The sequence below is a fragment of the Actinomadura physcomitrii genome, assembly GCF_008923205.2.
GTDB classification, from domain to species: domain Bacteria; phylum Actinomycetota; class Actinomycetes; order Streptosporangiales; family Streptosporangiaceae; genus Spirillospora; species Spirillospora physcomitrii.
The window spans coordinates 13,305-36,339 of sequence record NZ_WBMS02000009.1 but is presented as its reverse complement, the minus strand read 5'-3'; the positions used below and the strand labels follow the sequence as shown (position 1 = coordinate 36,339).

The following is a 23,035-nucleotide window of genomic DNA, read 5'->3' as shown; positions in this document are numbered from 1 at the left end:
TGGGCGCTACCGTTCGGTCGTGCCCGGTCCCGTGCCGCTGCTGTTCCTCGATGTCGACGGTCCGCTCATCCCGTTCGGCTCCCCGCAGCCGTACCCGACATACGAGACGGATCGTTCGGAACCAGGGGGCGGTGCTTCCCATCCCCTCCTGCCCCGGCTGGATCCCGCCCACGGCCCGCGGCTGTCGGCGCTCCCCTGCGAACTGGTGTGGGCGACGACCTGGGCGGCCGACGCCAATGACTGCATCGCGCCGCGCCTGGGCCTGCCGGAACTGGCGGTGGTCGACTGGCCGGAAACGTCCGCCACCGAGGAGCAGGACGCGCGGAACGGCCTGCACTGGAAGACGCGCACGCTCGTCGAGTGGGCGGCCGGACGGGCGTTCGCCTGGGTCGACGACGAGATCTCCGATGCCGATCGCGCCTGGGTTTCGGTGTGGCATGCGGGGCGGGCGCTGTTGCGGCGGGTCGACGCTCGGACGGGGTTGGGGGACGCGGATTATCGCGTTCTGGACGAGTGGTTGCGGGGGGCCCGCGGGACGGTGTAGGGCGGGTACGGGACCAATCTCGGCGGAATCGGCGATCTTGCGGGGAACGTCGGATAACGTCGAGGACGACAGGTGCCGCGAGCGTCCGGGGGGTCCCGCTTCATTACTCTCGATGTGCGTTAACCCGCAATGTGCAATCATGTCGGCACCCCAGCCGCCTGATTACTTCCGCTAAGTGAGTCCACATGCCGGGTCCAGGCAATGTCGGCGAACGTGTCCGCAACCTGCGGCTCACCAGACGCCTGTCGCAGGCACAGCTCGCCGGTCACGACCTTTCCGACAGCTACATCTCTTTGATCGAGTCCGGTAAGCGGACTCCGACGCCGACCGTCCTGCGCATGCTGGCCGAACGGCTCGGCTGCACGCCCGAGTACCTCGCCGAGGGCGTCGAGCCGGAGCAGCGGGCGCACCTGGAGGTGCGGGAGCGCCACGCGCACCTCGCGCTGCTGGGCGGCGACCCCGGCACCGCCGAGTCCGGCTTCGACGAGGTGATCGCGCGCAGCGACGATCCCGACCTGACGTCCCGCGCCCGGTGGGGCCGCGCCCGCGCCCTGGAGGAGCTGGGCCGCGCCGACCAGGCGATCGCGCTGTTCGAGGAGCTGCGCGAGCAGGCCGAACGCGACCCGGGACGGGCGAGCTGGCTGCCGCCGGTGATCGCGCTGGCGCGCTGCTACCACACGGTCGGCGACCTCGGGCAGGCGATCGCGCTGGGCGAGCGCGCGATGGACCGGCTCGGCACGCTCGGGCTCAGCACGGGGCAGGAGTACACGGAGGCGGGCCGGATCCTGCTGCTGGCCTATGTCGACCGCTCCGACCCGGCGCGCGCGCACGAGCTCGGCAGGCGGCTCCTGCATCCGGAGGGCGCGGGGGACGACGCGTCCACGAGCGTCCACTACCAGCGGGCCAGCATGCGCGCGCTGGAGGAGGGGACGATCGGCGACTCCCTGTACTTCGCCGACCGGGCGCTGGCCGCCCGCACCGACGCGACGCCCGTGCAGGCGCGGGCGCGGCTCGCGCTCGCCGCCGCGAAGGCGCTGCTGAGGGGCGTCATGCCGTTCTCCGAGCCGGAGCCGTCCGCGGTGGCGGACGTGGTGTCGCCGGCCGACGGCGTGCCGGGCATCGAGAAGCCGCGCGCCGAAGGCTCCCGCGAGGCCGCGCGGGAGGCGCTGGAGCTGCTGCGGGGGACGGGCGCGCTCGAAGGGGCCGAGGCCACCGAGAGCACCATCGCCAAGGCGCGCGCGCTGGTCCTCATAGGGGAACTGGACGAAGCGATCGCCGAGCTGGAGCAGTTCCTCGACACCGGGATGGCCCTGGTGGCGCCTTCCCCGGCACTGGCGCACAGCATCACGCCGCACCCCGGCAACGACCTCGCCGCGCGCACACAGAAGACCGTGCTGGCCCGGCTCGTCCTCGCCCGCGCCCGGGTGGCGCAGGGGGAGAGCCAGGCCGCCCAGGTCGTGCTGCGCGCCGCGTCCGAGCAGCTGAGGACGCTGCCGGCCGGGCGCCCCGCCGCGCACCTGCTGCGCGAGCTGGGGGAGCTGTTCGAGCTCGTCCAGGACACCGAGTCCGCCGCGGCGGCGTACCGGCAGGCGCTGGAGGCCGCGGGCCTGCACGCCGCGCCGTCCCAGGAGGCGAATCACGACCTCGGCCGCGTCTGACGGCCAAGGGTTGATCGGCGGCCCGGAATAAAAGCCGGGACGGGCGCGTCCTACCATGGTGGCGGAAACATGGGATGACCGGCTGACCGGATGTCGGCGCGAGGAGGGACCGTGACGCTGCGCACCGCCCGCCGGTCGTCGCTCGTCGATCAGGTGATCGAGCAGCTCAGAGCCGAGATCACCGGCGGTTCCTGGCCGGTCGGCGGGAAGATCCCGGCGGAGCCGGTGCTGTCGGAGACCCTCGGCGTCGGCCGCAACACCGTCCGCGAGGCCGTCCGCGCGCTCACCCACGCGGGGCTGCTCGAAAGCCGCCAGGGCGACGGCACCTACGTGCGGGCCACCAGCGAGCTGTCCAGCGCCGTCCGGCGGCGCCTGGAGACGGCCGAACTCGTCGAGATCCTGGAGGTCCGGCGGGGCCTGGAGGTGGAGGCCGCCCGGCTCGCCGCCGCGCGCCGCACCGATGCCGACGTCGCCGCCATCACCGGCGCGCTCGCCCGCCGGGACGCGGCGTGGGCCGCGGGGGAGCACACCGCGTTCGTCGAGGCCGACCTGGCGTTCCACACCACGGTCGTGGAGGCGACCCACAACCGGGTCCTCACCGACCTGTACCGCGACTTCAGCACCGCCCTGAGGGCCAGCATCGGCGCGGCGGGCAGCCTCCTCGAGCACCCGGACGTCCCGCACGGCCCCATCGCCGCGGCGGTGGAGGCGGGCGACGCGGCGGCGGCCGTCCAGGCCACGCACGCCTGCCTCGACCAGATCCTCGCCTCGACGGGCCCGTGGAACGCCGCGCCCGGCGCCCCGCCGGCCCCGGAGGAGCGCGAGCCGTAGCGGCGGCGCGCGTCCGGCATCGCGCGGTTCACCGCGTCCCATCAACGATCACCAGCGTGACCAGGCCCTGAGCCGGCACGCCGCCCCCATCCGGTTCGACGCGCCCGCGGGCGCATGGCGAAGGCGACATGAACACCCCTGCGACGACCCCCGTCCCCCGTGCCCTGACCGCCTGGTCGCTCGTCGGCCTGGTGCTGCTGACGATCAACCTGCGGGCCGCCATCACCGGGATCTCCCCGCTGCTCGGCGATCTGCGGGACGCATTCGGCCTGTCCGGCGTCGAGGCGGGCGTCCTCACCACGCTGCCCGTCCTCTGCCTGGGCGTCTTCGCGTCGCTGGCGCCGGTCGCCGCGCGCCGGCTCGGCACCGAGACCGCGATCGCCGGCTCCCTCCTGCTGATCACGGCCGGGATCGCGCTGCGGGTCGTCACGGCGCCGGCGGCGCTCTTCGTTGGAACGGTCCTGGCGGGCGCCGGGATCGCGATGGGGAACGTCCTCATGCCCGCGGTCATCAAGCGCGCCGCCGGCGGGCCTGGACGGTCGTGCTCGGCATCGGCACCGGCAGCGCGTTCCCGCTCGCCTACACCCTGCTCAGCCTGCGCTCACCGAGCCCGTCGGTCGCGGCGCGGCTGTCCGGCATGGCGCAGACCGGCGGCTACCTGCTCGCCGGGTTCGGACCGCTCGCCATGGGCGTCCTGCACGGCGCGACGGGCGGCCGGCACGTCCCGCTGACGCTGCTGCTCGTCCTCGTGGCGCCGGAACTGGTCTTCGGGATGCTCGCCGCCCGGCCCGGGTTCGTCCGCCCGGCGGCGGCCCGGCCCGCCCACCTGGACGGCCGTCTCGTCGAGCCCAAGGCCCTGCCCGCCGCCGCCGAACCCGCCCGGACCCGCTGAGGCCGGGTCAGCCGGTCATGTCGACGGCGTCCAGGTCCAGGACGCGGGCGTGCAGGACGAGCCGCTGGTGCAGCGCGGCCCGCAGCGCCCGGTGCAGGCCGTCCTCCAGGTAGAGCTCGCCCTTCCACTGGACGACGTGGGGGAACAGGTCGCCGTAGAACGTGGAGTCCTTGGCCAGCAGCGACTGCAGGTCCAGCTCCCGCTTGGTGCTCACGAGCTGGTCGAGGCGGACCTGGCGAGGGGGGATCTTGGCCCAGTCCCGGGACGAGAGTCCGTGCTCGGGATAGGGCCTTCCCTCGCCCACCGCCTTGAAGATCACCCCCCGAGTCTACGTGCCCCGACTGGCCCGGTCACCGCATTCCACCGATTGGTAAACCACTTACGCCGCAGCTCAGAGGCGCCGTGAGTAACTGCCGTCACACGGGTCCGGCGGTCCCGGGAACGGGCGCGGACGGCCCCCGGCTGGCGCCGCCGCCGAGAGACAGCCAGGTGGTCGCCGCGTCCACCCGGCCGTGCACGCCGAGCTTCGGATAGGCGTGCTCGAGGTGCTTCTCGACCGTCCGCGGGCTGATCGCCAGCCGCCGCGCGATCTGCCGGTCGGTCAACCCCCGGGCCAGCAGGTCGAGGACCGCGGCCTCCCGCCGCGTAACCCGGTCCCGTGCCGGTCGCGCCAGCCGGCGCATCGCCCGCGCGAGCCGCGGACGCAGCAGCTCGGCGGCGGCCCGGTCCGCGTCGTCGAAGTCCCCGTGCCGCCGGTTGACCGCCAGGCACACGCTGCGCGGCGCGTCCCCCGCCCACCCCGCCGGGAACGCCATCGCGAGCTGGTACTCGGCGCCGAGCGGGCCGTACACGTCCGCGTAGGCGGCGAGCGCGTGGTACTCGGCGCGCGACTGCAGGTCGGAGCGCAGGACGGGGGTGCCCGGCCCGGCCGTGGTGTGGGCGACCAGCGGATCGGCGGCCTTGTCCCGCTCGAACGCCACCAGCGCGTCCCGGGTCACCAGCCCGTCCGGCAGCGTGCGCGGCCCTCCGGCGCCGTCCGGCCGCACCGACCACACGAGGCTGTCGCCAGGCAGGACACTGAGCAGCATCGGCAGCAGCGCGGGGAGCAGCGTCCGCTCGTCGTCGGCGTCGATCAGCAGATCGGCGACCGCCAGCGCCCGCCGCAGCCCGACCTCCCCGCAGCCGGTCATGCCTCCACTCTAAAATCCCTGGTCAGACGGCACAAGGCGGCAACTCCGGGCCGGGGCCGGGCGAGACGGCGCATACGGGATTTCCCGTATTCGTCCGCGAGCGCGCGCCGTCCGAGACTGGCAGGGAGGGGAGGTGCCGACATGCGCAAGATTGCCGACTGCAGGGACTACCCGAGCGAGATGAACTGCACCCTCACCATCGCCGGTGAGGAGCAGGAGGTGGTACGGGCGGCCGCCGAGCACGCGGCGTCCGTCCACGGGCACGCCGACAGCCCGGAACTCCGCGAGGAGATCCGCAAGCTGCTGAAGGACGAGGTGCCGCAGCACGCCTGACAACGGCGGTACGACCCGCCCGGACACCACGAAGGTCCCGGCCGCTGAGCGGCCGGGACCTTCGTTCGGCTCACGCCGGTGGCGGAGGATGCGAGATTCGAACTCGCGAGCGCTTGCACGCAACACGCTTTCCAAGTCTGCGGCCCCCCGTCCGCCCATGATCACCGCAGTACGCCGCACCCGCTCAAACCGAGGTCAACCCCTGCGGAAACCAAGCGGCGCCCGCGGCCAGACGCCCACGAACGGCCCCGAACGTCCCCCTGACGACGACCAACTGAGACTAGAACTGAGACTGACCGACGGCTGTTCCCGTGCGTCAGCAAGCGCTTAGGCCGTTAATCGAGCCTGCTCGACGAAGGCGGCCTGTAGCCTCTTCCTAGTTGAAGTTGGCACATGTTCGGGGAACGGCGGGAGAACGCGGCCCCGTCGAGGAGACCTAGCATCACAACCTAGGCCGGGGGACTTGTGACGGATCGTGACTCGGACACGGATCAGCCAGAGTGGTTGACGCCCACAGCGGGCGTCGCTGGCGGCGTCGTCGGGGCGACCGTCGGACTTCTCATCGCTGGCCCAGTGGGCGCTTACCTGGGTGCGACCGCTGGTCCAGTGACTCAGAGCTTCATCGAATTAACGGTGAAGCAAAGACAAAAGCGAGGTCGCACTGTAATCGACGCAGCAGAGGTAGAGTCTGGGATAGAACGAGAATCGTTACTACAGCAGGTAGTCGATAACCCGGAGCTTTATAGCCTCCTCGTTCGCATCGATGCGGCTAGTGGGGCCACGAGTCTCGAACCCAAGCTGCGTGCTCTGGGCAGAGCTCTCGGTCGGGCTGTCGCAGACGATGCCAGGATTGACGAGTCGATCTGTCTGGTTGCAGCCTTGCACGATATGGAAGGGCCGCATATCCGCCTCTTGAGGCTTCTAAGTACTTCCCCACCTGATGGTGGCAGTAGCCAACAAGAGGAGGGATGGAGTGCTACCCTGATTAAACGACAGCCGGGCATGGAACTCGTTGGAGACTCTTTGCTTGCCGTTCTAGTGCGTCACGGGCTCGTTGAGAATGTTCGAAGGGGAATTAGCTTCGGTCCCGGTGACATCTACCGCACGAATGACATGGGCGACCTATGCCTCGCGCTCGTTGCCGCAGTCGTCCCCCTGGACGAGGACTGATATCTCAGCCGTTCACACATCCTCGCTCGCTCATGACCTGGCTGACCAACGACTGTTCGGCCGGGCGAGCTGGAGAAACGGGGCTGAATATCCCTGTGTCCAACTCGCCTGACCTTGCACCCATGCGGCTCAGTTACCGGTTCGAAGCTGGCAGGGTGCCCAGAATGCTACGCATGTTGATTCGGTTGTATCGAACCTAATCCGTCCTGCCGCAGACTGGTCACTGTTGGCCGCGACCAGGATCATCATAGACTTCCCGCTTACGCCACATACGCATTCCTTTCTCCCATACCACCGTATCTTCAGATACTTCCCGGAAAGCCTTCAAGACCTTCTTGTCTATGGCTGGATTGCCACGCTCATTGTCGTAGACGAATTTCTCTCCAAACTTCTGCGAGATTTCATAGACGACGTCTTGCTGATAAAGCTCCTCTCCGTTCTCGATCCTTTTCAGCATCCACCGGGCGATGTCTTCCGGGGTAACTTCTTCCATTCTCATCCTCTCGGAGTGGTGTGCGCATCGAAGCTTGTGATGACTAGGTGCCGAGCAGAGGGGGATGCTCGGACGAGTGCCGCGACGCTCATGGAGTCATGATGAAGCACACCTATCGGCGCGGGCATTGATTTGTGACGATCAACGCAACCTGCGTCCACTATCGGACATGGGAGTTCGAAGTGCCTGATGCGGTGTGATATGCGAGGTAGGCAAGCCCTGTCAGTCAAGTGTTTCTAGAAGGGTGTCCGGGCTATCAGTTCTCGGAGCCTTCCTGAGTTCCTTCGCTGGCGTCGTTCTGGGGTGGGTCGGCTACGAACGTGCCCTTGCCGTGGACGGTGAGGATCAGGCCGCGGTCGCGTAGTTCCTGCGTTCCACGGCGGACCGTCATGTACGCGATGCCGTATTCGTCCGCAAGTTCGCGTTCGGACGGGAGTCGAGAGCCGGGCCGGAGGTCGCCAGCAGCGATCCGCGCCGCGATGTGGTCAGCAAACGCCATGTAGACGAGTTGCGGCCCCTGCGGATCGAACTCTGGAACCCCTGGACGATCACTCACGAGACCAACGTAGAGCCCCGTTGACCTGCATAAAGGCACAGAGAGCTATGCATAGCTCTATATGGCACGTACACTTCCTTGGCCACCTGTCCGCCAAGTTCACCCCGCTCCGGCGCCACTGGCCGTGAGGAGAGCCATCACATGCAGTCAGCCATGGCCGTACCCGCGATCAACGGTTGGTCGGTCGTGCTCGAAAATCGGACGTACGTCGCGACCAGGACTGAGAGCCTCACCGACTACCAGCGCCATTGGGGGGCGGTGTCGGAGGTTGAGGCACGGACGGACGTAGAGCTCTGGGTCCTCTGTGATGCACAGCGACGGTTGGCCGAGCGGCTCGCCCTGGCGGAGGCTGCCGGACCGGGGATCGCTCCGAACCCCAAGGTCAACACCCGCAGGGCTAGCCAGGATGAACCCTCGTGGCTGGCCACCTCGCAGTGCGAGTCCCTCGTCAGTAGCGCGGACGAAGCGACGTGCTCATGAGCGGCGGAGGTCTCATGTCGGGAACCGACAGCCAACCGGCCGGCGAGCAGTCTGGGCTATCTCTGGGGCTGGACGACCTCCTCGGCGGACTGGATCCCGACGATTCGCGTTCTCCGTCGAAGCAAATCGCGGCGCAGCTTCGATCGGCGATCCTGGCTGGTCACTTGAAGCCGGACACGAGACTTCCCTCTCAGCAGCAGCTTTCCAAGAGATACGGCGTCGCGCGGGAAACCGTCAAGGCCGCCTTGCGGCAACTTGCCGCTGAGGACCTCATAATCGGCCGTCAAGGGAGTAGATCCGTTGTTCGGCCGAGATCTAGTGATGAGGGTCGTCTTCCCCCGCTCCCATCTGTTTCTTCAAAGACGTTCACGGGGATTCTGGAAGGGCTTAGCGAAGCTCACGGAGCAGCAGTGTCGGTAATCCGCTCTACTCCGGATCTGCGCCAAGCATTCGACTACGCCACGCGGCTTATAGCCAAGTTGGTCGAGATGACAGAGGCGGCAAACGATCTCCGGACTGAGACGGCGATCAGAGTTGCGGAGCAGGGACAGGGTGGCAACGGAACGTTGCCCGCTTCTGAGAATCGCCAAGAAGGTTAGGAGGGTCTGCATTTCTGCATAATCCGGGCAGGACGACGAATCCGAGAGGTGTCATGAGGCGAAGGCAAGTACTTTCCAGGATCGCGCTCGTTGGGCTGATGCCCGTCATAAACGGAGGAGAAAGGATGATGCACTTCCAGAGTGCCGCCCTGGCACGCAACGAACTCGGAATCTCCGATTTCGAGACCCGTATTTTCCAGGACTGGGCGGCCGCGGCTGCACATCCTGAGTCGACGAGGGCGCTTCTGGGTGAGGTGCATGCTGACTTTCTCGTCACCCGGTCCCTTGCCAACCGTGCCAACGGTCGGACTCGGCAGCGCGCCGGGTATCGAGTCATGGCGTGGCAAGGGGTACTCCTCACGACGCTTCACACGAGACTCGGGGAGATCCAACAAGCTCGCCAAGCGGCGGCTATCGCGCGGGAATTCGGCTACCAGTGCGGCGACCGTGCGGCCGTTGCCAGTGCCTACGATCGCGAATCGATCGCCGAGATTTGGTATGGGACGCCAGAACTCGGCTCACGGGCGGCCGTACGCGGCATCAAGGTAATCGAGGGCGAGGCAGGGACACACTACGGAAAGTTGATTCTCGCTGGGCTGCACTCGCAAGCCATGGTGCATTACTCGCGCTTGCCGGAACACGCGGGCCTATCCGAGGAGTATGAGCGTCAGGTACGCGACTGGCAGCAGCGTATGCCGGAAATTCGTAGGCCCAATGCTTTCGAACTCACGCCATCGCAGATGTACAACTCGCTCGCAGTTGCACATGCCTTTCGTCGGCAGCCGAGTGCGAGTGAGTTCTTCGCCGCTGGATTTCAGGCGACTGCGTATGAGGCCAAAGAGCGCATGAGGTTCCGTAAGCTCTTGCGGCTCAATCAGGCTTGGTCCGAGGCGCCTCACGATCCGGGGAGGGCACTCGAAATGGCCACTGACGTCATGCGGTCGTTCGCCATGGAGAAGGCGCCTATTGACCCGATCTACCGGCATCGCGCCGCGCGCACGATCCATGCACTTCCGGAGTCTGTCCCGGCGGAGTGGACTACGGAACTGCGGACCCTCATCAGCCAACCGCGCCCGTAGTGCGAACGCCGTAGCGATAGGTATACCGGTGGTCGTCTGTCGGCACTGCGGAGAGGCTCTCCGCCAGTCGTCCTATGCGAGTCTGACCTTTTGGACTCACGAGGACGGCAACGTCGCCTGTCACTGGAGCCCACGGAGGATGAGCCTCTACGGGACGAACGCAGAGCCAAGGAAGGTTTCGCAGCTTCCGGGGTCCCAGGAGTCTGCACAGGGCGCAAGCGAGGCGGCGAATCTCGTCCAGGAGGACGAGGTCTAGGCACATCGAGCAGCCTTGCCGGCACTCGCTACACGCGAGCGGTGTTCGCAACGACGAGCCACGCACGGACGCGTTCCGTGTCGACGCCGACCAGGCGCGCCAGCTGCGCGGCGCGGTCCTGTGGGGGGTCGCCATTGGCTGTTTTCCACGCAGCAACGGCCACGTCGTAACACACGTCGCCGTTGATGCCACGAGGGTCGATCAGCACGAGTTGCTCGTCCGGCCCGAGGAGGATGTTTCGCGAGGATGCGTCGCCATGGCAGACCATGTCAGAGACGCCGGATCCCAGGTCTTCAAGGATCGCGGTCGCTTGTTGACGTTCGCTGTGCGGAGCTTGGGAGCGGCCCGGCGCGAGATCACTCAAGTTCTCGTCGTCCAGGCGGGCGCGCAACCAAGCGGCAAGGCTTGGAAGCCTGTCATTCTCCGACTTCTGATCTCGCATCTTCCGGAAGACCGGCGCCAGACGATCCAGCGAGACGGCCCTACCGTTAAGGGGGTCTCCTGGGAGGACTCGGCTTGCCACCGTCCATACGCTGACTGGCGTTTGAAGGATCTTGTATATGTGTGGACCTACGCCTATGCGTGATAGCGACCGCGAAACCTCAGCTTGGTCGATTCCGTGCGGGTCGGGAGTGGATTTGAGGACCAGCGGCCCGCGGGGTGTTTCGACTTCGACAACGAACCCGTAGCGAGCGTGGAATGTCCGTACATAACGGCCTTCATAACGTTGGCAAATCTGTGCTAGCTCGTCGGGCGCGTTATCTAGCCAGGCGGAGGCTCGTTCGGGCCAACGCTTCGAGACGGAGTCAACGATGTCAGCAGGGATCTGCGGCTTACTCGTCGCCATCTTCGCTATCTCCTTAGCCGAGTCACGATATCGGCCACAGATTCCATACTTTGAACGACGGAGTCAGCCCCGGCGTCGGACAGTTCGGAGATTCGCGCCTTGCGTTTGGCGTAACCGACGCAGTGAGCACCCGCCTTTTTAGCGGCCTGCATGTCGGTCGGGGAATCGCCGATGAGCACGCACGCACTTGCCGACTGCCCTGTCATCTCGGCCCCTTTGAACACAAGATGCGCGTCGGGCTTCATAAGGTCGGGTCGCCCTTGGATGCGCGCGGAAATCCCTGCAATGGAAGCTGCGAGGTCATGGCGGTCAAGGTAGGTCTCTACGGCCTCCGCCGAGTTATTGGTGACGATGGCCACGGGTCGGCCTTGTGCTGCCGACGACCGGATTACTTCGGCAGCACCCGAGGTGGGCTCCGCTAGCTCTGCTGCCTCTTTCTCCGAGACGGCCTGTATCCGTTCGACCTCTGCAAGGAGGTGGGGCGCCGCATCTCCGGTCCACCTGAGAAGGACTAGCGGGTCACCTTCCGTCATCATCGGTTCCGGCACGGACACCGATCGTTCAAGGAGGAATGAGCGGATCTTCTGGGCGATACCCGGAGCGGGAACGGCGGAGAACAACCGACAGACAGGGCCGTCGAAGTCAAGAAGGATGGCCTTGGATGTCTGGACGAGTGCCCTTAGCGAGGTCACGGCGTGTACTCACGGGCAATCGTCCCCCACATTGAATCGAACCACTCTTGCGCCTCTTTGACGAACTGAGGCGCGTTTGATGTGTCGTCATCACTGGCAGAGAAGTGAAAAAGAGTCGCGTCCTTGCCGAGAAGATCGAAGATCTTCACTTGATCGCCGTTCAGGCGAATCGTGTGCGACTTCACGGGATAGAGCCCGTAAAAAATCTCTTCCGAGTTGAGGATGTACAACTTGAAAGAGGGGGTCAGTTCGTGAACGCGAACTTCGGCCGTAGCCGATTTGATGAGACCCATGTCGGCGAGTTCGTGAACGGCGTCCGCAATCCCATCGACGGCGCGCCTTGTGATGCGCTCCGCTCGTTGCTTGATTGCGTCCTCGGCCGTCTCCGTTCCCACTCTGCGCGGCAAGGCCATGGGGGCGGCCGTGTCGCACATCATGATTCTGATCTTTAGAGACTCCGGCCTGAGGCGACCGGCACGAACCTTGTCGAGTACCTCAATCAGGGTGTTGTGAAGGGTCTCGCCCGAAAATCCAGCGAAGTCGATCGAGACATGCGGGCTCTCGAAGGCCGCTTCGATGTGGGGTCGCAGCCCGATCGGGCGCTCTGTCTGAGCACGTACGAACGAGCCGCTCCCCTGCCGACTGACGACCAGGCGCTCGGCTTGCAACGTCCTCAGCGCGGCCTTGATCGTCTCGCGCGCAACCCCGTACCGGGTAGCCAGGTCCGGCTGTGACGGGAGCTTCTCTCCAGGCTTGAGCTTGCCAGTCAGGATCGCCGCTCGGAGCTTGTTCGCGATCTGTTGTGACGGCGTGCGCGGGTCGTCGGGGTCCAGGTCATCCAGGTATTCGCTGTCTGCACTCACGCTCGTCAGCCTACGGGCTGACTAGCCAAGCCAGAAGAATCCTGCGCGAACTTGTTGACATGGCTAGCCAAGCTGGCCATGATGCTGTCTCAACACACCTGACTAGCCAAGTCAGTCAGGAACCCTCAAGGGAGGCCAGCATGTTCCCCCAGCCCAAGAAGTACGGCCCCACCATCTTCGGCGTGGTCGCGCTGATCTTCGCCTTCAACAACCCCGAGAAGGCCGCCCAGTTCATCAACCAGGCGTTCGACGCGATCGAGCGGTTCGCGAACGCTCTCGGCTGATCACTCTCAAGCCTCCCGTCTCGGCCCACAGCCACCAAGCGCGAACCGGGATGGGGCGCCCCCACCGATCACGACGGATGCAGTGAGGATTGTCATGACCGTTCACCCGTCCAGGCTCTCGTTCACATCCCGCGAAGCTCTCGGCTTCACGGAGGCGCAGTGCCTCTATGACCCGGAGTTGCACACCGGTCCGGCGGACTCCGGCGAGTCCCCGGACGAGAAGGACACTCGGCTCCTGGTCGCGGCGGAGGTGTGCCGGATCTGCCCCTTGCTCGGCCGCTGCCTGAACCGGGCTGTCGCCGGTACGCCAGAACCCGGTGTCTGGGCGACCTTCGACGCCGAGAGGTTCAAGACACCGTTCACTGAGCGCGACACGAACGCGGTCCCGCAGGGGGAGGCCGCGTGATGAGCAGCGATCTCAAGGCGCTCTCGCCGCCGCCCTCGTTCGGGGGACCCGAGAACAACGCTTCCCGCTCGCGGGCGCTCTCCAGCAACGAGTTCGCCGCCGTGGCCGTCGTCGCGGCCCTGGTCGCCGTCCTCGGCTTGCTGGGATTCGTCAACAGCTTCGCGGCGGTCGCCGAGGCGGCGCGTCCCTCGTTCGGGTTCCTCGCCTGGACGGTTCCTCTCGGCGTCGATCTGGGCATCGCGATCTTCGCCGCCCTAGACATCGTCCTCGCGCGGCTCGACATGCGGATGCGCTGGCTCCGCCTCATCCCCTGGACGCTCACAGCGGCAACGGTCTACATGAACGTTGCCGGAGAGGCGTCCGCGTTCGGCAAGGTCGCACACGCCGTCCTGCCGTGCCTCTGGGTCGTCGCCGTCGAAGTCGCCGCTCACGTCGTCCGCGTACGGGCGGGCATTGAGGCGGGAACCCGTATGGACCGGATCCGGTCCTCGCGATGGTTCCTGTCCCCGTTCCGGACGGCCGCCCTGTGGCGCCGGATGGTGCTGTGGGAGATCCGCTCCTACTCCGACGCGCTCACCCGGGAACGCGCGAGGCTCCTGACGCTGACCGAGCTACAGGACGCTTACGGCACGGTGGCGTGGCGCTGGCACGCTCCGCGACGAGTTCGCGCCCTCTACCGACTGGGCGAACTCACGTCCGGCGAGGACGCCGAGGACAGGCGCGACGCGGACGACCGTCCGTCCGCCCCGCTCTCCGACGCGGAGGACCGTCCGGCGATCGAAGCACCCCCGTCCGCGTCGCCGTCCGCACCGCCGTCCCGGACGGATGAGCGGACGAACCGGCGGACGGCCTCCGCGAGGAAGCGCGGACGGTCCGCGCGGAGCAAACGGGCCGTCCCGGACGTGGACGACCTCATGCCGCTCGGCTGGCGCATCGCCGCCGACCTCGAAGCGCGCGGCGTAGCCCTCAGCCGAGACAACGTCGCCGCCGCCCTCCGCGAGGCGGACCAGGCCGTGAGCAACGCGCGTGCCAGCGCTCTCCTCGCCCGACTCAAGACAGAAGCCCCGACCGAACCGATCCGCCCGACCACCGACGACGCTCCGGCCGCACACGACCCGATCGAGGGGCACCGATGAACTTCAGCAAGCCCATGGCCGAGGTACTCCGCCTTCCCGTCCCGTACGTCGACGAGCCGACCGACGCCGAGGCGGACGAGCCGCGTACGGACTACAGCGGCAACGGGGTGGACGAGAGTCGTCCGGCCGTCCCGTCCGCCGAGGACGGCCCCGATGACGGGAACAACGACATCCTTGAGGGCAAGGTCCTGGTCGACCAGGCCGCGCCCCGCCGGCAAGAGTTCCGGACTCGTCTCCTCGCGGGCCGAGGCGCGCGGCGCCGTCCGATCATCGCCCCATGGCTTCGCGACCGTGAAGAGGCGAAGACGACCGTCCGGTGGGCGGTTGACTATGGCACCCACATCGCCGGTTTCCACGCCGTTCGGATCCCGCTGTACGCCGCGACGCTCGCCGCCCGGTCACCCCGCGGCCTCTGGCGGCTCGTCGCCGGAACCTGGCGCTGGACGTGTGACGCCGAGGCCCTGCCGCTCCGCCTGAACGCGGTCGACGGCAACGACGCGGACACGTACTTGCGGCTGCTCCGCGAGCGTGACAACCGCGTCCGGTGGCGCCGTCTGCTCGCCTCTGGCGGCCTGCTCGGCGCTGGCCTCGCCGCCTCCGCCGTGGCGGCCGCCGGAGGGGTCGCGCAGGGCGCCGCTCTCGCCGCTCTCGTCGGCGTCCTCGGCTGGATCGGGTCCCCTGCGGACAAGCCGCTCATGGGTCCGGCCGTCGTGTCGACGAGCGCGCCGAAGCTGACGAGCGAGATCATCGTCCGAGCACTGGGAGCCCTGGGCATCGGCGAGATAAACAAGGCGCTCGGCAAGGGTGGCGCCGGAATCACGTTCCCCGCGCCGATCACGCGCGACGGTCCCGGCTGGCGCGCTGACGTCGATCTCCCGTATGGGGTCACGGTGACCGACATCATGGACCGGCGCGAGCGCCTCGCGTCCGGCCTCCGGCGTCCGCTCGGCTGTGTCTGGCCGGAACCTGCGCACGACCAGCACGCCGGACGCCTCGTCCTGTGGGTCGGCGACCAGGACATGAACCAGGTCAAGCCTCCGGCATGGCCTCTGGCGAAGTCGGGAACGGCCGACCTGTTCAAGGCGATCCCGTTTGGCACCGACCAGCGCGGCCGGACGATCACGCTGACGCTCATGTACGCGAACGCGCTGATCGCTGCCATGCCCGGCATGGGCAAGACCTTCGCTCTGCGCATCCTCGCCCTGGCGGCTGCGCTGGACGCCCTTGCCGAACTCCGCACCTTCGAACTCAAGGGCTCCGGTGACCTGTCCGCCCTAGAGAAGGTGGCCCACCACTACGGATCCGGACAGGATGACGAGACGATCGCCGCGTGCCTCGCCTCGCTCCGCGAGGTCCGCAAGGATCTGGAGCGGCGCGCGCAGACGCTCCGCAAGCTGCCAAAGGACGTGTGCCCGGAGAACAAGGTCACGCCCCAGCTCGCCGCGAAGAAGTCGCTCGGACTCCGGCCCCTGGTCTTCATCGTCGACGAGTGTCAGAACCTCTTCGCCCACCCGACCTACGGCGCCGAGGCCGCCGAACTCTGTACCGCAATCATCAAGCTCGGCCGCGCGTTCGGCGTGATCCTGCTTCTGGCCACGCAGCGCCCCGATAAGGACTCTCTCCCGACCGGCGTCTCTGCGAACGTGGGGATCCGGTTCTGTCTGCGGGTCATGGGACAGGTCGAGAACGACATGGTTCTCGGCACTTCGGCGTACCGCAACGGGCTCCGCGCCACGACGTTCGGCCTCCGGGACAAGGGCATCGGGTACCTGGTCGGGGACGCTGACGACCCGCAGATCGGCCGCTCGTACTACATCGACAACCTCACCGCGGACCGCATCTGCGAGCGTGCCCGCGCTCTGCGGAAGGCCGCCGGCACCCTGACCGGCTACGCGGCCGGAGAGGACTCCGCGCCCGACGACGCCGGAGTCTCGCTCATCGACGACGTGGCCGCAGTCATCGGCTCCGACGAGGAAAAGATCTGGTCGGAAACCGTCGTCAAGCGCCTCGCCGAACTCCGCCCCGGTCTCTACGCCGGATGGACGCCCGGACAACTGGCCGACGCCCTCAAGCCCTACGGGGTCGCCACCCGGCAAGTCTGGGGACAGGACGAGGACGGCAAGGGCGCGAACCGGCGCGGCATCGTCCGAGAGGACATCCAGGAGGCCGCCCGCGAGGCGACTGGCACGCCCTGACCGACGCCGCAGGCGCCGCTAGGTCTAGCGCCCCCGCCCGCTAGACCTAGCGGCCCCGCTAGCGGCTGATCTGCCCTCTGACCAGCGAACAAGCGTTCTAGCGCCCTGGGCGCAGCCATGCCCGAAACACCCTCAGGAGGACCCGTGACCCCCATCATCGTCGCCGCTAGCGACAGCGGAGCGGACGCCGGATCGTTCGTCCTTCTCACCCTCGTCGCCTTCGTCGCCTACGTCGTTCACTGCCTCGTCTGGCCGTTCCGAGCGTGCCGCAAGTGCGGGGGTGCCGGACGCTTCCGCTCGCCGTCCGGCCGCGCGTGGCGCTACTGCGACAGGTGCGGCGGACGCGCCGCTCAGGTCCGTCTCGGCCGCCGCCTCTGGACGTACCTGGCGAACACCCGGAGCCGCAGCAAGCACTAGCGACAGAGCGGCCCCGGTGCCACAGCCACCAAGCACGAGCACCGAGGCCGCGCCCCTACCGATCACTAACCGACGGAGGCCCATTCATCATGACGCCATCGCTTCACCCGGTCGATAGCCACTCGGACACCCCTTCCGACCTCGCCGAGTTCATCCGGCCGCTTCCGCACAGCATCGAAGCGGAGCAGCACGTTCTAGGCGCGGTCATGCTCTCCCCGCTGGCGCTCCCGGACGTTCGTGCGCTCCTGGACGGCAGCGAGTTCTACCGCCCCGGACACCGGATCATCTGGGACGGCGTCATCGGCCTCGCCGACCGAGGCGCCCCCTTTGAGCCCGTCGCCGTGGCAACCGCCATCGACGCGCGGGAACTCGCGAAGGTCGGGGGCGCCCCGTACCTTCACACGCTCATCAGCCAGGTACCCAGCGCCACCAACGCCGCGTACTACGCCCAGCTCGTTCGCAGCCTCGCCTACGCCCGTCGCGTCATCGAAACCGGGACGCGCCTTATGCAGCTCGGCTACGGCGCCAACAGCGACACCGAATCCGACTTCCGAGGCGCCGTCGCCGCCGAAGTCGCCGCACTCGCCGCAGTGGACGCGCAGGGTTGGCCGACCCCTGCGCCCCTGTCCGCGACTCCGGACCTGCCGACGTTCCCGGTCTGGGCATTTCCTGACTGGCTAGGCGAATACGTTGCCCGCCTCGCCGAGGTCACCCAGACTCCGGCGGATCTCGCCGGATCACTCGCGCTCGCCGTTCTCGGCGTCGCGGCCGGAGGCAAGGTCTGGGTACAGGGCCCCGCCTGGACCGAACCGACAAACCTCTTCATGCTCGTCGTCTTGCCTCCCGGTAACCGCAAGTCTGAGGTCTACAAGCACATGACGGCCCCGATCCGGGCCGCTGAATCGGTCCTCGTCGAGCAGGCCAAGCCCGTCATTGCCGAGGCGGTCATTGCCCGACGCGTCGCCGAAGCACACGCCGAAAAGACCGAGAAGGCCGCCGCAAGCGCCATCGACGCCACCCAGCAGGCCGCCGCCCTGGACGAGGCGACCACGGCTCGTCTCGCGCTGGACGAGGCGACCGTTCCGGCCGAACCGTGCCTGTTCTCCGATGACGCCACGGTGGAACGCCTTACCTCTCATCTGTCCGAGCAAGGCGGCCGGTTCGCGATCCTCTCGCCGGAAGGCGAAGTCTTCTCGATCGCCGCAGGACGCTACTCCGGCGCCCCGAACTTCGCCGTCCTCAAGTCCGGACACGCGGGCGAGGAAATGCGCATCGATCGCATGGGGCGCCCCTCCGAACGCATCCCCGCAGCCACGATCACCCTGGGAATCTGCACGCAACCCGGTGTTCTCACGCGCCTCGGCGAAACGCCCCAGTTCCTCGAACAGGGACTACTCGGCCGGCTGCTCTACTCCGTGCCCAAGTCGCTGCTCGGCTACCGCGACCCCAACCCCGAACCCATCCCCCCGCACATCACCGACACCTACCGCGCCAACGTCACGGCACTGGTCCTGTCCCTGCACGGGCTCTCCGACCCGGCAACGCTCCTTTTCTCCCCGGACGCCGAGGCCGCCGCACTCGCCCTGCTGACCGAGACAGAGCCACGCTTCCGCCCCGGAACCGGCGACCTCGCCCACATGACCGATTGGGGCGGCAAGTACGTCGGCGCCGTCCTCCGCATCGCAGCTCTGCTCCACCTCGCCGAGCACTTCCGCGCCGGTTGGGACCGGCCGATCAGCCTCGCCACGTTCCAGAACGCCCGCCAGATCGGCGAGTACTTCACCGTCCATGCGCAGGCCGCATACGACGCCATCGGAGCGGATCCGGCCGTCGCCGATGCCCGCGCCCTCCTTGAATGGATTCAACGAACGGCGACCACACAGTTCGGCGCACGCGACGTCCTGTCCTCCCTGCGCCGCTTCAAGAAGGTCACCGACCTAGACCCGGGGCTCCGCATCCTGGAGTCCCACGGCTGGACCCGGCGCATCCCCACGCCCCCCAAAACCGGCCGAGGCCGCAAGGCCGGACCGGTCTACGAGACACACCCCGACGCGACATCAGGGACGCGATGACCACCGAGCGACCGCTCACAGACCGTCACGTCACCAGAGGCCCCGCAGTCGATGTCAGCGGCACACCACGTCAGCGGAATTCAACAGAAAGGCGATTGCGGCGAATTCTGCTCGATTCCGCTGACCTGCTTCACCGCTGTAGACCTCCGCCCCGCCCAAACCCATGCGACGCCCCGTAATCGGACGCTAACTCGGAGGTTCCGTCTTGGCGAAACTCGCCGCCCCGGACTCAGAGCTTCTCCTGACCGTCGAGGAAGCCGCTCGCCGACTCAAGATCGGCCGAACGCAGATGTACAGCCTCATCACGTCCGGCGAAGTCCAGAGCGTGACCATCGGCCGTCTACGCCGGATTCCCGCCGAATGCCTCACCGCCTACGTCTCCGGCCTCATGGCCGCCGCTCAGCACAACTAGCCGGAGGGAACGATCATGGGACGCAACGCCAATGGCCGATCCAGCATCTACCAGGGCAAGGATGGGTACTGGCATGGCCGAGTGACGGTCGGCACCAAAGATGACGGTAAGCCCGACCGGCGTCACGTCATGGCCAAGACCAAGGCCGAGGTCACTGCGAAGGTCAAGAAGCTGGAGGAGCTTCGAGACAAGGGGAGGGTGCCCAAGGCCGGACAGCGCTGGACGGTCGAGAAGTGGCTACGGCACTGGATAGACAACATCGCAACCCCGCCGAAGATCTCGGAGAACGCGCACTCCGGCTACCGCGTGGACGTCGAGAAGCACCTCATCCCCGGCATTGGCGCTCACCGCCTGGACAGACTCACGCCCGAACACTGCGAGGCGCTGTACGCCAGGATGCAGGAGAAACAGGGACTTTCGGCGGGTACGGCTCATCATGTGCATCGCACGCTTCGAAACGCCCTGAACGTCGCCGTCAAACGTGGCCACCTCGGCACCAACCCCGTTCTTCTCGCCACCCCTCCGAGGTTGGAAGAGGAAGAGTTCGAGCCGTACGAGATCGCCGAGATTAAGAAGCTGCTCAAGGTCGCGGAGGACCAGCCGCGCAACGGTGTTCGCTGGGTGTTCGCACTCGCCCTCGGTCTCCGCCAGGGCGAAGCTCTCGGCCTCAAGTGGGAGGACGTTGACCTCACCACCAGCATGATCCGTATCCGACGTGGCCGCCTCCGCCCGAAGTATGTCCACGGCTGCAAGGGCGAGTCCTGCGGACGCCGTATGGCGGGATACTGCCCGCAGCGGCAACAGGTCCGGGCGGAGACCGGCCGGACCAAGTCCAAGGCCGGACGTCGAATGATCGGGCTCCCCGCGCCGCTCCTGGAGCTCCTCAAACAGCACAAGGCCCAACAGGACGCCGAGCGTGAGCAGGCACGGCAACTCTGGACCGACAAGGGATACGTCTTCACCAAGCCAGACGGGGAACCGCTCAACCCCTTCACCGACTACCACGAGTGGAAAACCCTCCTCGTAACGGCTGGCCTCCGCGAGGCTCGGCTGCACGATGCCCGGCACACGGCCGCGACGGTCCTCCTCATCCTCGGAGTCCCGACGCCGACCGCGATGGCCATCATGGGATGGTCGAGCGCCTCTATGGCCAAGCGCTACCAGCACATGAGCGACGCCATCCGCAACGACGTGGCAGCCCGCGTCGGCGGCCTCCTCTGGCAGGCCGGTCAGGACGAAGACGAGGACTAGGACTTACAACGTCGCGCACGGGACTCGAATGGACCCGGAATGCCTGACCGGCCCAGAGCCCTGCGGGAGTCGGAATGCTGAGTCGCGAGGTCTGTGCAGGGGGAGCGGGGGTGCGCCGGCGAGGGACGACTCAGCCAACCATCCCCAAGTGCGCGCTGGCGCGTGGCGAGGTCAACCACCCCGCGTGCGTAGGGCTCCATCCCTACGTGCGCGGGGGGCTCGTTGTCGGCCGAGGATGGATCAGACGTATCTATCTACGCGTATGCGCGCGCGTGTAGCACGCGCTACGAGATCAATGCAACTAGCTGCGGACACTCCAACTCGGACCCGTGGCCGTGTCGATGCCTATCTATCTACGCAGGTGCGCGCGTCTACCACGTGTTGCGAGGTGAGGTCAGTGATCACGGCATGGCTCCCCAAGCATGTCCACAGTCTGAGGGGCTGAGGACGGCGACCCTCCCCCACCTGCGCGGGGAGCCAAATATCTAGCTATCTGGCCCTCCCATGTCGCTGCGACCATCCCTGCGTGCGGGGGCGCGTAAATCTCAATCATCCGCGCGCGTGCGGGGGGGTGCGGGGATCAGTGCCGCCTGCGTGCGGGGGCGCGTAAATCTCAATCATCCGCGCGCGTGCGGGGGGGTGCGGGGATCAGTGCCGCCTGCGTGCGGGGGCGCGTAAATCTCAATCATCCGCGCGCGTGCGGGGGGGGTGCGGGGATCAGTGCCGCCTGCGTGCGGGGGCGCGTAAGCCTCAATCATCCGCGCGCGTGCGGGGGCGTTGAATGCCAATCGTGAGGCTCCCGGCACTTCCGGAGACCTCAACGTGTACAGGGATTGAGGGGGCAACTTGAAGTTGCCCCCTCCTGAGTGGAACGACCGACCGCTCCGGGGATAGTGATGTGGTATCACGCGCGCACGCGCGAAGTACCACATCCATCAGACATGGGGGGAAGTCGGCTGCCCGTGGTTTACTCGCGCGCGGGTGCCGCGCGCGGGCGCGTAAATACCACCCTGGCCGGAGATTTCGCTCGCGACACGCGGCCCTGTAAGCGTTTCTGAGGGCCTATCTCCGGCTTGCCGCCGAAGGTGTCGGGGCGCGGTATGGTGGTGCCACAGCGTCGACCTCAGACGCATCTAGAGCCCCTCTAGAGTGAGGGGGAGAGGTGGCGGGGTGGCATATGTCGGCAGGAGGCCCCTATGGGCTGGAACGGGCGGGACCGTGTGTTAGCTAGCTAACGCGGCGGGCGCCAGCTGGCGAATGCCCCACTCCACATACGCGAACGGCTCCCTCTGGCAAGGGAGCCGCTCTCGCGTCCGATCCCGGGTACTAGTCGAGAGAAGGACACTTCAATGACCCTACCCTGGCGTAGCCACGGTCGACACAGCAACCCTCCGGACGCTGCCAAGCGTCCTGACGAGCCGCAGCGTCCCGACGAGCCCGAGCGGCTGCCCCTGCGATGGGCCTTCATCGGCGTGTGCTCGTATGTTGCGGGCCACGGCGTGGCCGCGACACACGCCGTGGCGGTCGTCCCTGCTCCCGTGACGGGGATCGGGGCCGGCCTCGCGGCGGCCGCCGCGCTTCACAAGATCCTCAAGTAGGGCTTCGCCGTCCACGTACGGCCGTGCATCGCGCGGCCGTACGTGCGGACGGGTGCCCGCTCCGTCCACTGGACGGCGCGAATTGAGACTAAAACTGAGACTAGAAGCGCTGAGGGCGGTCCCCGCTCGGGAACCGCCCTCGGATGTTCTGCCTGGTCAGGCGAGCGGAGGATGCGAGATTCGAACTCGCGAGCGCTTGCACGCAACACGCTTTCCAAGCGTGCGCCCTAGGCCACTAGGCGAATCCTCCACGGGAGAGCCTACCGGTTCCCGGGCAGTGACCTGACACCAATTACGGCGGAGACCGGGATCGGCCCGTACACGTGCGGGAAGACCTCGTCACCGACCCGCTCGTGGCGGACCGGCGCGTCCAGCCGCGCCACATCGATGACCAGCAGCACCAGGTCCGACCGGGGGACGGCGCCGTAGAAGCGGCCGAGGACGCCGTCCACCTGGCCCATGTCCGACGAGCAGTGCACGAAGCCCTCCTCGTCGAGCGTCCGGCCGAGCGTCGACATGGTGTACGACACACCCGAGTCCCGCGCGGACTCCCAATGGCGGCGTTCGGCGATGTGCAGGAGCGTCTGCTGCGCTGCGTCGGTCATGGACGGGAGAGTACGCGGCAACCGTCCCGACCCTCGCCGCCGATGCCATAGACTCTGTGCAGACCCCTCGCACGGCGTCACCCTGTGAACCTCCCCAGGGCCGGAAGGCAGCAAGGATAAGCAGGCTCTGGCGGGTGTGCGGGGGGTCCCTTGCTTTCGCCGCGCCACCGCGCCCG

General features: G+C 67.3%; 25 protein-coding genes, 1 tRNA gene and 1 other RNA gene. 17 read left to right on the top strand and 10 right to left on the bottom strand.

Going from position 1 to position 23,035, the window contains the following annotated elements; translation table 11 throughout:
• Positions 1-19: 19 nt before the first annotated feature.
• The 3 genes from F8568_RS13295 (at position 20) to F8568_RS13285 (ending at position 3,033) form a co-directional block, all read left to right on the top strand.
• A complete protein-coding gene (locus F8568_RS13295) occupies positions 20-544 on the top strand; it encodes an HAD domain-containing protein (RefSeq protein ID WP_151593855.1) in 525 nt (174 codons plus the stop codon).
• A 185-nt stretch (positions 545-729) separates the two neighbouring features.
• Positions 730-2,202: a helix-turn-helix transcriptional regulator gene (locus tag F8568_RS13290; protein ID WP_151593854.1), complete on the top strand. Its 1,473-nt coding sequence runs from the start codon at positions 730-732 to the stop codon at positions 2,200-2,202.
• Positions 2,203-2,313: 111 nt separating this feature from the next.
• Positions 2,314-3,033, top strand: a complete 720-nt coding sequence (locus F8568_RS13285; RefSeq protein WP_151593853.1) for a FadR/GntR family transcriptional regulator — start codon at positions 2,314-2,316, stop codon at positions 3,031-3,033.
• A 28-nt stretch (positions 3,034-3,061) separates the two neighbouring features.
• On the opposite strand, the gene F8568_RS48045 is transcribed toward F8568_RS13285, so the two are convergent.
• The gene (locus F8568_RS48045) at positions 3,062-3,532 is read right to left on the bottom strand and encodes a hypothetical protein (protein ID WP_236008714.1); all 471 of its coding nucleotides are present in this window, start codon (positions 3,530-3,532) and stop codon (positions 3,062-3,064) included.
• Positions 3,533-3,574: 42 nt separating this feature from the next.
• Between F8568_RS48045 and F8568_RS48040 the strand changes: the two genes are divergently transcribed.
• Positions 3,575-3,925: an MFS transporter gene (locus tag F8568_RS48040; protein ID WP_236008713.1), complete on the top strand. Its 351-nt coding sequence runs from the start codon at positions 3,575-3,577 to the stop codon at positions 3,923-3,925.
• A gap of 7 nt (positions 3,926-3,932) precedes the next feature.
• Here F8568_RS48040 and F8568_RS13275 read toward each other — a convergent pair whose 3' ends face one another.
• Positions 3,933-4,244 (bottom strand): type II toxin-antitoxin system VapB family antitoxin, encoded by a 312-nt coding sequence (locus tag F8568_RS13275; RefSeq protein WP_151542554.1) that lies wholly within the window; start codon positions 4,242-4,244, stop codon positions 3,933-3,935.
• 97 nt (positions 4,245-4,341) lie between these two features.
• The gene (locus tag F8568_RS13270) at positions 4,342-5,115 is read right to left on the bottom strand and encodes a helix-turn-helix transcriptional regulator (protein ID WP_151593852.1); all 774 of its coding nucleotides are present in this window, start codon (positions 5,113-5,115) and stop codon (positions 4,342-4,344) included.
• A gap of 141 nt (positions 5,116-5,256) precedes the next feature.
• Between F8568_RS13270 and F8568_RS13265 the strand changes: the two genes are divergently transcribed.
• Complete coding sequence (locus F8568_RS13265; RefSeq protein WP_151593851.1) at positions 5,257-5,448, top strand: DUF1059 domain-containing protein; 192 nt, start codon at positions 5,257-5,259, stop codon at positions 5,446-5,448.
• Between the two features lie 1,390 nt (positions 5,449-6,838).
• Here the strand turns inward: F8568_RS13265 and F8568_RS13260 are convergent.
• Complete coding sequence (locus F8568_RS13260) at positions 6,839-7,111, bottom strand: DUF6953 family protein (protein ID WP_151593850.1); 273 nt, start codon at positions 7,109-7,111, stop codon at positions 6,839-6,841.
• A gap of 256 nt (positions 7,112-7,367) precedes the next feature.
• A complete protein-coding gene (locus F8568_RS13255; protein ID WP_328600855.1) occupies positions 7,368-7,667 on the bottom strand; it encodes a GntR family transcriptional regulator in 300 nt (99 codons plus the stop codon).
• Between the two features lie 141 nt (positions 7,668-7,808).
• Here F8568_RS13255 and F8568_RS13250 point away from each other — a divergent pair, with 141 nt between their 5' ends.
• The 3 genes from F8568_RS13250 to F8568_RS13240 all read left to right on the top strand — a co-directional run bounded on the left by F8568_RS13250 (position 7,809) and on the right by F8568_RS13240 (position 9,825).
• A complete protein-coding gene (locus tag F8568_RS13250) occupies positions 7,809-8,147 on the top strand; it encodes a hypothetical protein (RefSeq protein ID WP_151593849.1) in 339 nt (112 codons plus the stop codon).
• A gap of 14 nt (positions 8,148-8,161) precedes the next feature.
• Entirely contained in the window at positions 8,162-8,746 is a 585-nt protein-coding gene (locus tag F8568_RS13245; protein WP_151593848.1) for a GntR family transcriptional regulator, read from the top strand.
• A gap of 125 nt (positions 8,747-8,871) precedes the next feature.
• Complete coding sequence (locus F8568_RS13240) at positions 8,872-9,825, top strand: hypothetical protein (RefSeq protein WP_151593847.1); 954 nt, start codon at positions 8,872-8,874, stop codon at positions 9,823-9,825.
• 284 nt (positions 9,826-10,109) lie between these two features.
• Here F8568_RS13240 and F8568_RS50320 read toward each other — a convergent pair whose 3' ends face one another.
• The 3 genes from F8568_RS50320 to F8568_RS13225 are packed head-to-tail and all read right to left on the bottom strand — an operon-like array spanning position 10,110 to position 12,483.
• Positions 10,110-10,928, bottom strand: a complete 819-nt coding sequence (locus F8568_RS50320; protein ID WP_151593846.1) for a phosphotransferase — start codon at positions 10,926-10,928, stop codon at positions 10,110-10,112.
• 5 nt (positions 10,929-10,933) lie between these two features.
• A complete protein-coding gene (locus F8568_RS13230; protein ID WP_151593845.1) occupies positions 10,934-11,620 on the bottom strand; it encodes an HAD family hydrolase in 687 nt (228 codons plus the stop codon).
• Positions 11,617-12,483: a winged helix-turn-helix domain-containing protein gene (locus F8568_RS13225; RefSeq protein ID WP_151593844.1), complete on the bottom strand. Its 867-nt coding sequence runs from the start codon at positions 12,481-12,483 to the stop codon at positions 11,617-11,619. Before F8568_RS13225 ends, F8568_RS13230 begins: the two co-directional genes overlap by 4 nt.
• Before the next feature lie 140 nt (positions 12,484-12,623).
• Between F8568_RS13225 and F8568_RS13220 the strand changes: the two genes are divergently transcribed.
• The 8 genes from F8568_RS13220 to F8568_RS13185 all read left to right on the top strand — a co-directional run bounded on the left by F8568_RS13220 (position 12,624) and on the right by F8568_RS13185 (position 20,656).
• Positions 12,624-12,767, top strand: a complete 144-nt coding sequence (locus F8568_RS13220) for a hypothetical protein (RefSeq protein ID WP_160573605.1) — start codon at positions 12,624-12,626, stop codon at positions 12,765-12,767.
• Between the two features lie 94 nt (positions 12,768-12,861).
• Positions 12,862-13,173, top strand: a complete 312-nt coding sequence (locus F8568_RS13215) for a WhiB family transcriptional regulator (RefSeq protein WP_151593843.1) — start codon at positions 12,862-12,864, stop codon at positions 13,171-13,173.
• A complete protein-coding gene (locus F8568_RS13210) occupies positions 13,173-14,309 on the top strand; it encodes a DUF2637 domain-containing protein (RefSeq protein WP_151593842.1) in 1,137 nt (378 codons plus the stop codon). The genes F8568_RS13215 and F8568_RS13210 overlap by 1 nt, the downstream gene beginning before the upstream one ends.
• Positions 14,306-16,504 (top strand): FtsK/SpoIIIE domain-containing protein, encoded by a 2,199-nt coding sequence (locus F8568_RS13205; protein WP_236008712.1) that lies wholly within the window; start codon positions 14,306-14,308, stop codon positions 16,502-16,504. Before F8568_RS13210 ends, F8568_RS13205 begins: the two co-directional genes overlap by 4 nt.
• Before the next feature lie 144 nt (positions 16,505-16,648).
• Positions 16,649-16,921 carry a hypothetical protein gene (locus tag F8568_RS13200; RefSeq protein WP_151593841.1) on the top strand — a complete coding sequence of 91 codons (273 nt, stop codon included), beginning with the start codon at positions 16,649-16,651 and terminating at the stop codon, positions 16,919-16,921.
• A gap of 89 nt (positions 16,922-17,010) precedes the next feature.
• Positions 17,011-18,993: a DUF3987 domain-containing protein gene (locus F8568_RS13195; RefSeq protein ID WP_151593840.1), complete on the top strand. Its 1,983-nt coding sequence runs from the start codon at positions 17,011-17,013 to the stop codon at positions 18,991-18,993.
• 205 nt (positions 18,994-19,198) lie between these two features.
• Positions 19,199-19,405 carry a helix-turn-helix domain-containing protein gene (locus F8568_RS13190; protein ID WP_151593839.1) on the top strand — a complete coding sequence of 69 codons (207 nt, stop codon included), beginning with the start codon at positions 19,199-19,201 and terminating at the stop codon, positions 19,403-19,405.
• A gap of 15 nt (positions 19,406-19,420) precedes the next feature.
• Entirely contained in the window at positions 19,421-20,656 is a 1,236-nt protein-coding gene (locus F8568_RS13185) for a tyrosine-type recombinase/integrase (protein WP_151593838.1), read from the top strand.
• A gap of 1,763 nt (positions 20,657-22,419) precedes the next feature.
• Here the strand turns inward: F8568_RS13185 and F8568_RS13180 are convergent.
• Both F8568_RS13180 and F8568_RS13175 read right to left on the bottom strand, forming a co-directional pair.
• A tRNA-Ser gene (locus F8568_RS13180) sits at positions 22,420-22,504 on the bottom strand.
• A gap of 10 nt (positions 22,505-22,514) precedes the next feature.
• Complete coding sequence (locus F8568_RS13175; protein ID WP_151593837.1) at positions 22,515-22,859, bottom strand: DUF952 domain-containing protein; 345 nt, start codon at positions 22,857-22,859, stop codon at positions 22,515-22,517.
• 58 nt (positions 22,860-22,917) lie between these two features.
• On the opposite strand from F8568_RS13175, the gene ffs reads away from it, so the two are divergent.
• Positions 22,918-23,013: signal recognition particle sRNA small type (gene ffs / locus F8568_RS13170), an RNA gene on the top strand.
• Positions 23,014-23,035 lie beyond the last annotated feature (22 nt).

Excerpts from the sequence above, each read along its gene's own strand:
- F8568_RS13290 (WP_151593854.1), top strand. The coding sequence starts at position 730 with ATGCCGGGTCCAGGCAATGTCGGCGAACGTGTCCGCAACCTGCGGCTC.
- F8568_RS48045 (WP_236008714.1), bottom strand. The coding sequence starts at position 3,532 with ATGAGGACGTTCCCCATCGCGATCCCGGCGCCCGCCAGGACCGTTCCA.
- F8568_RS13270 (WP_151593852.1), bottom strand. The coding sequence starts at position 5,115 with ATGACCGGCTGCGGGGAGGTCGGGCTGCGGCGGGCGCTGGCGGTCGCC.
- F8568_RS13265 (WP_151593851.1), top strand. The coding sequence starts at position 5,257 with ATGCGCAAGATTGCCGACTGCAGGGACTACCCGAGCGAGATGAACTGC.
- F8568_RS13260 (WP_151593850.1), bottom strand. The coding sequence starts at position 7,111 with ATGGAAGAAGTTACCCCGGAAGACATCGCCCGGTGGATGCTGAAAAGG.
- F8568_RS13250 (WP_151593849.1), top strand. The coding sequence starts at position 7,809 with ATGCAGTCAGCCATGGCCGTACCCGCGATCAACGGTTGGTCGGTCGTG.
- F8568_RS13245 (WP_151593848.1), top strand. The coding sequence starts at position 8,162 with ATGTCGGGAACCGACAGCCAACCGGCCGGCGAGCAGTCTGGGCTATCT.
- F8568_RS13240 (WP_151593847.1), top strand. The coding sequence starts at position 8,872 with ATGATGCACTTCCAGAGTGCCGCCCTGGCACGCAACGAACTCGGAATC.
- F8568_RS50320 (WP_151593846.1), bottom strand. The coding sequence starts at position 10,928 with ATGGCGACGAGTAAGCCGCAGATCCCTGCTGACATCGTTGACTCCGTC.
- F8568_RS13220 (WP_160573605.1), top strand. The coding sequence starts at position 12,624 with ATGTTCCCCCAGCCCAAGAAGTACGGCCCCACCATCTTCGGCGTGGTC.
- F8568_RS13215 (WP_151593843.1), top strand. The coding sequence starts at position 12,862 with ATGACCGTTCACCCGTCCAGGCTCTCGTTCACATCCCGCGAAGCTCTC.
- F8568_RS13210 (WP_151593842.1), top strand. The coding sequence starts at position 13,173 with ATGAGCAGCGATCTCAAGGCGCTCTCGCCGCCGCCCTCGTTCGGGGGA.
- F8568_RS13205 (WP_236008712.1), top strand. The coding sequence starts at position 14,306 with ATGAACTTCAGCAAGCCCATGGCCGAGGTACTCCGCCTTCCCGTCCCG.
- F8568_RS13195 (WP_151593840.1), top strand. The coding sequence starts at position 17,011 with ATGACGCCATCGCTTCACCCGGTCGATAGCCACTCGGACACCCCTTCC.
- F8568_RS13185 (WP_151593838.1), top strand. The coding sequence starts at position 19,421 with ATGGGACGCAACGCCAATGGCCGATCCAGCATCTACCAGGGCAAGGAT.
- F8568_RS13175 (WP_151593837.1), bottom strand. The coding sequence starts at position 22,859 with ATGACCGACGCAGCGCAGCAGACGCTCCTGCACATCGCCGAACGCCGC.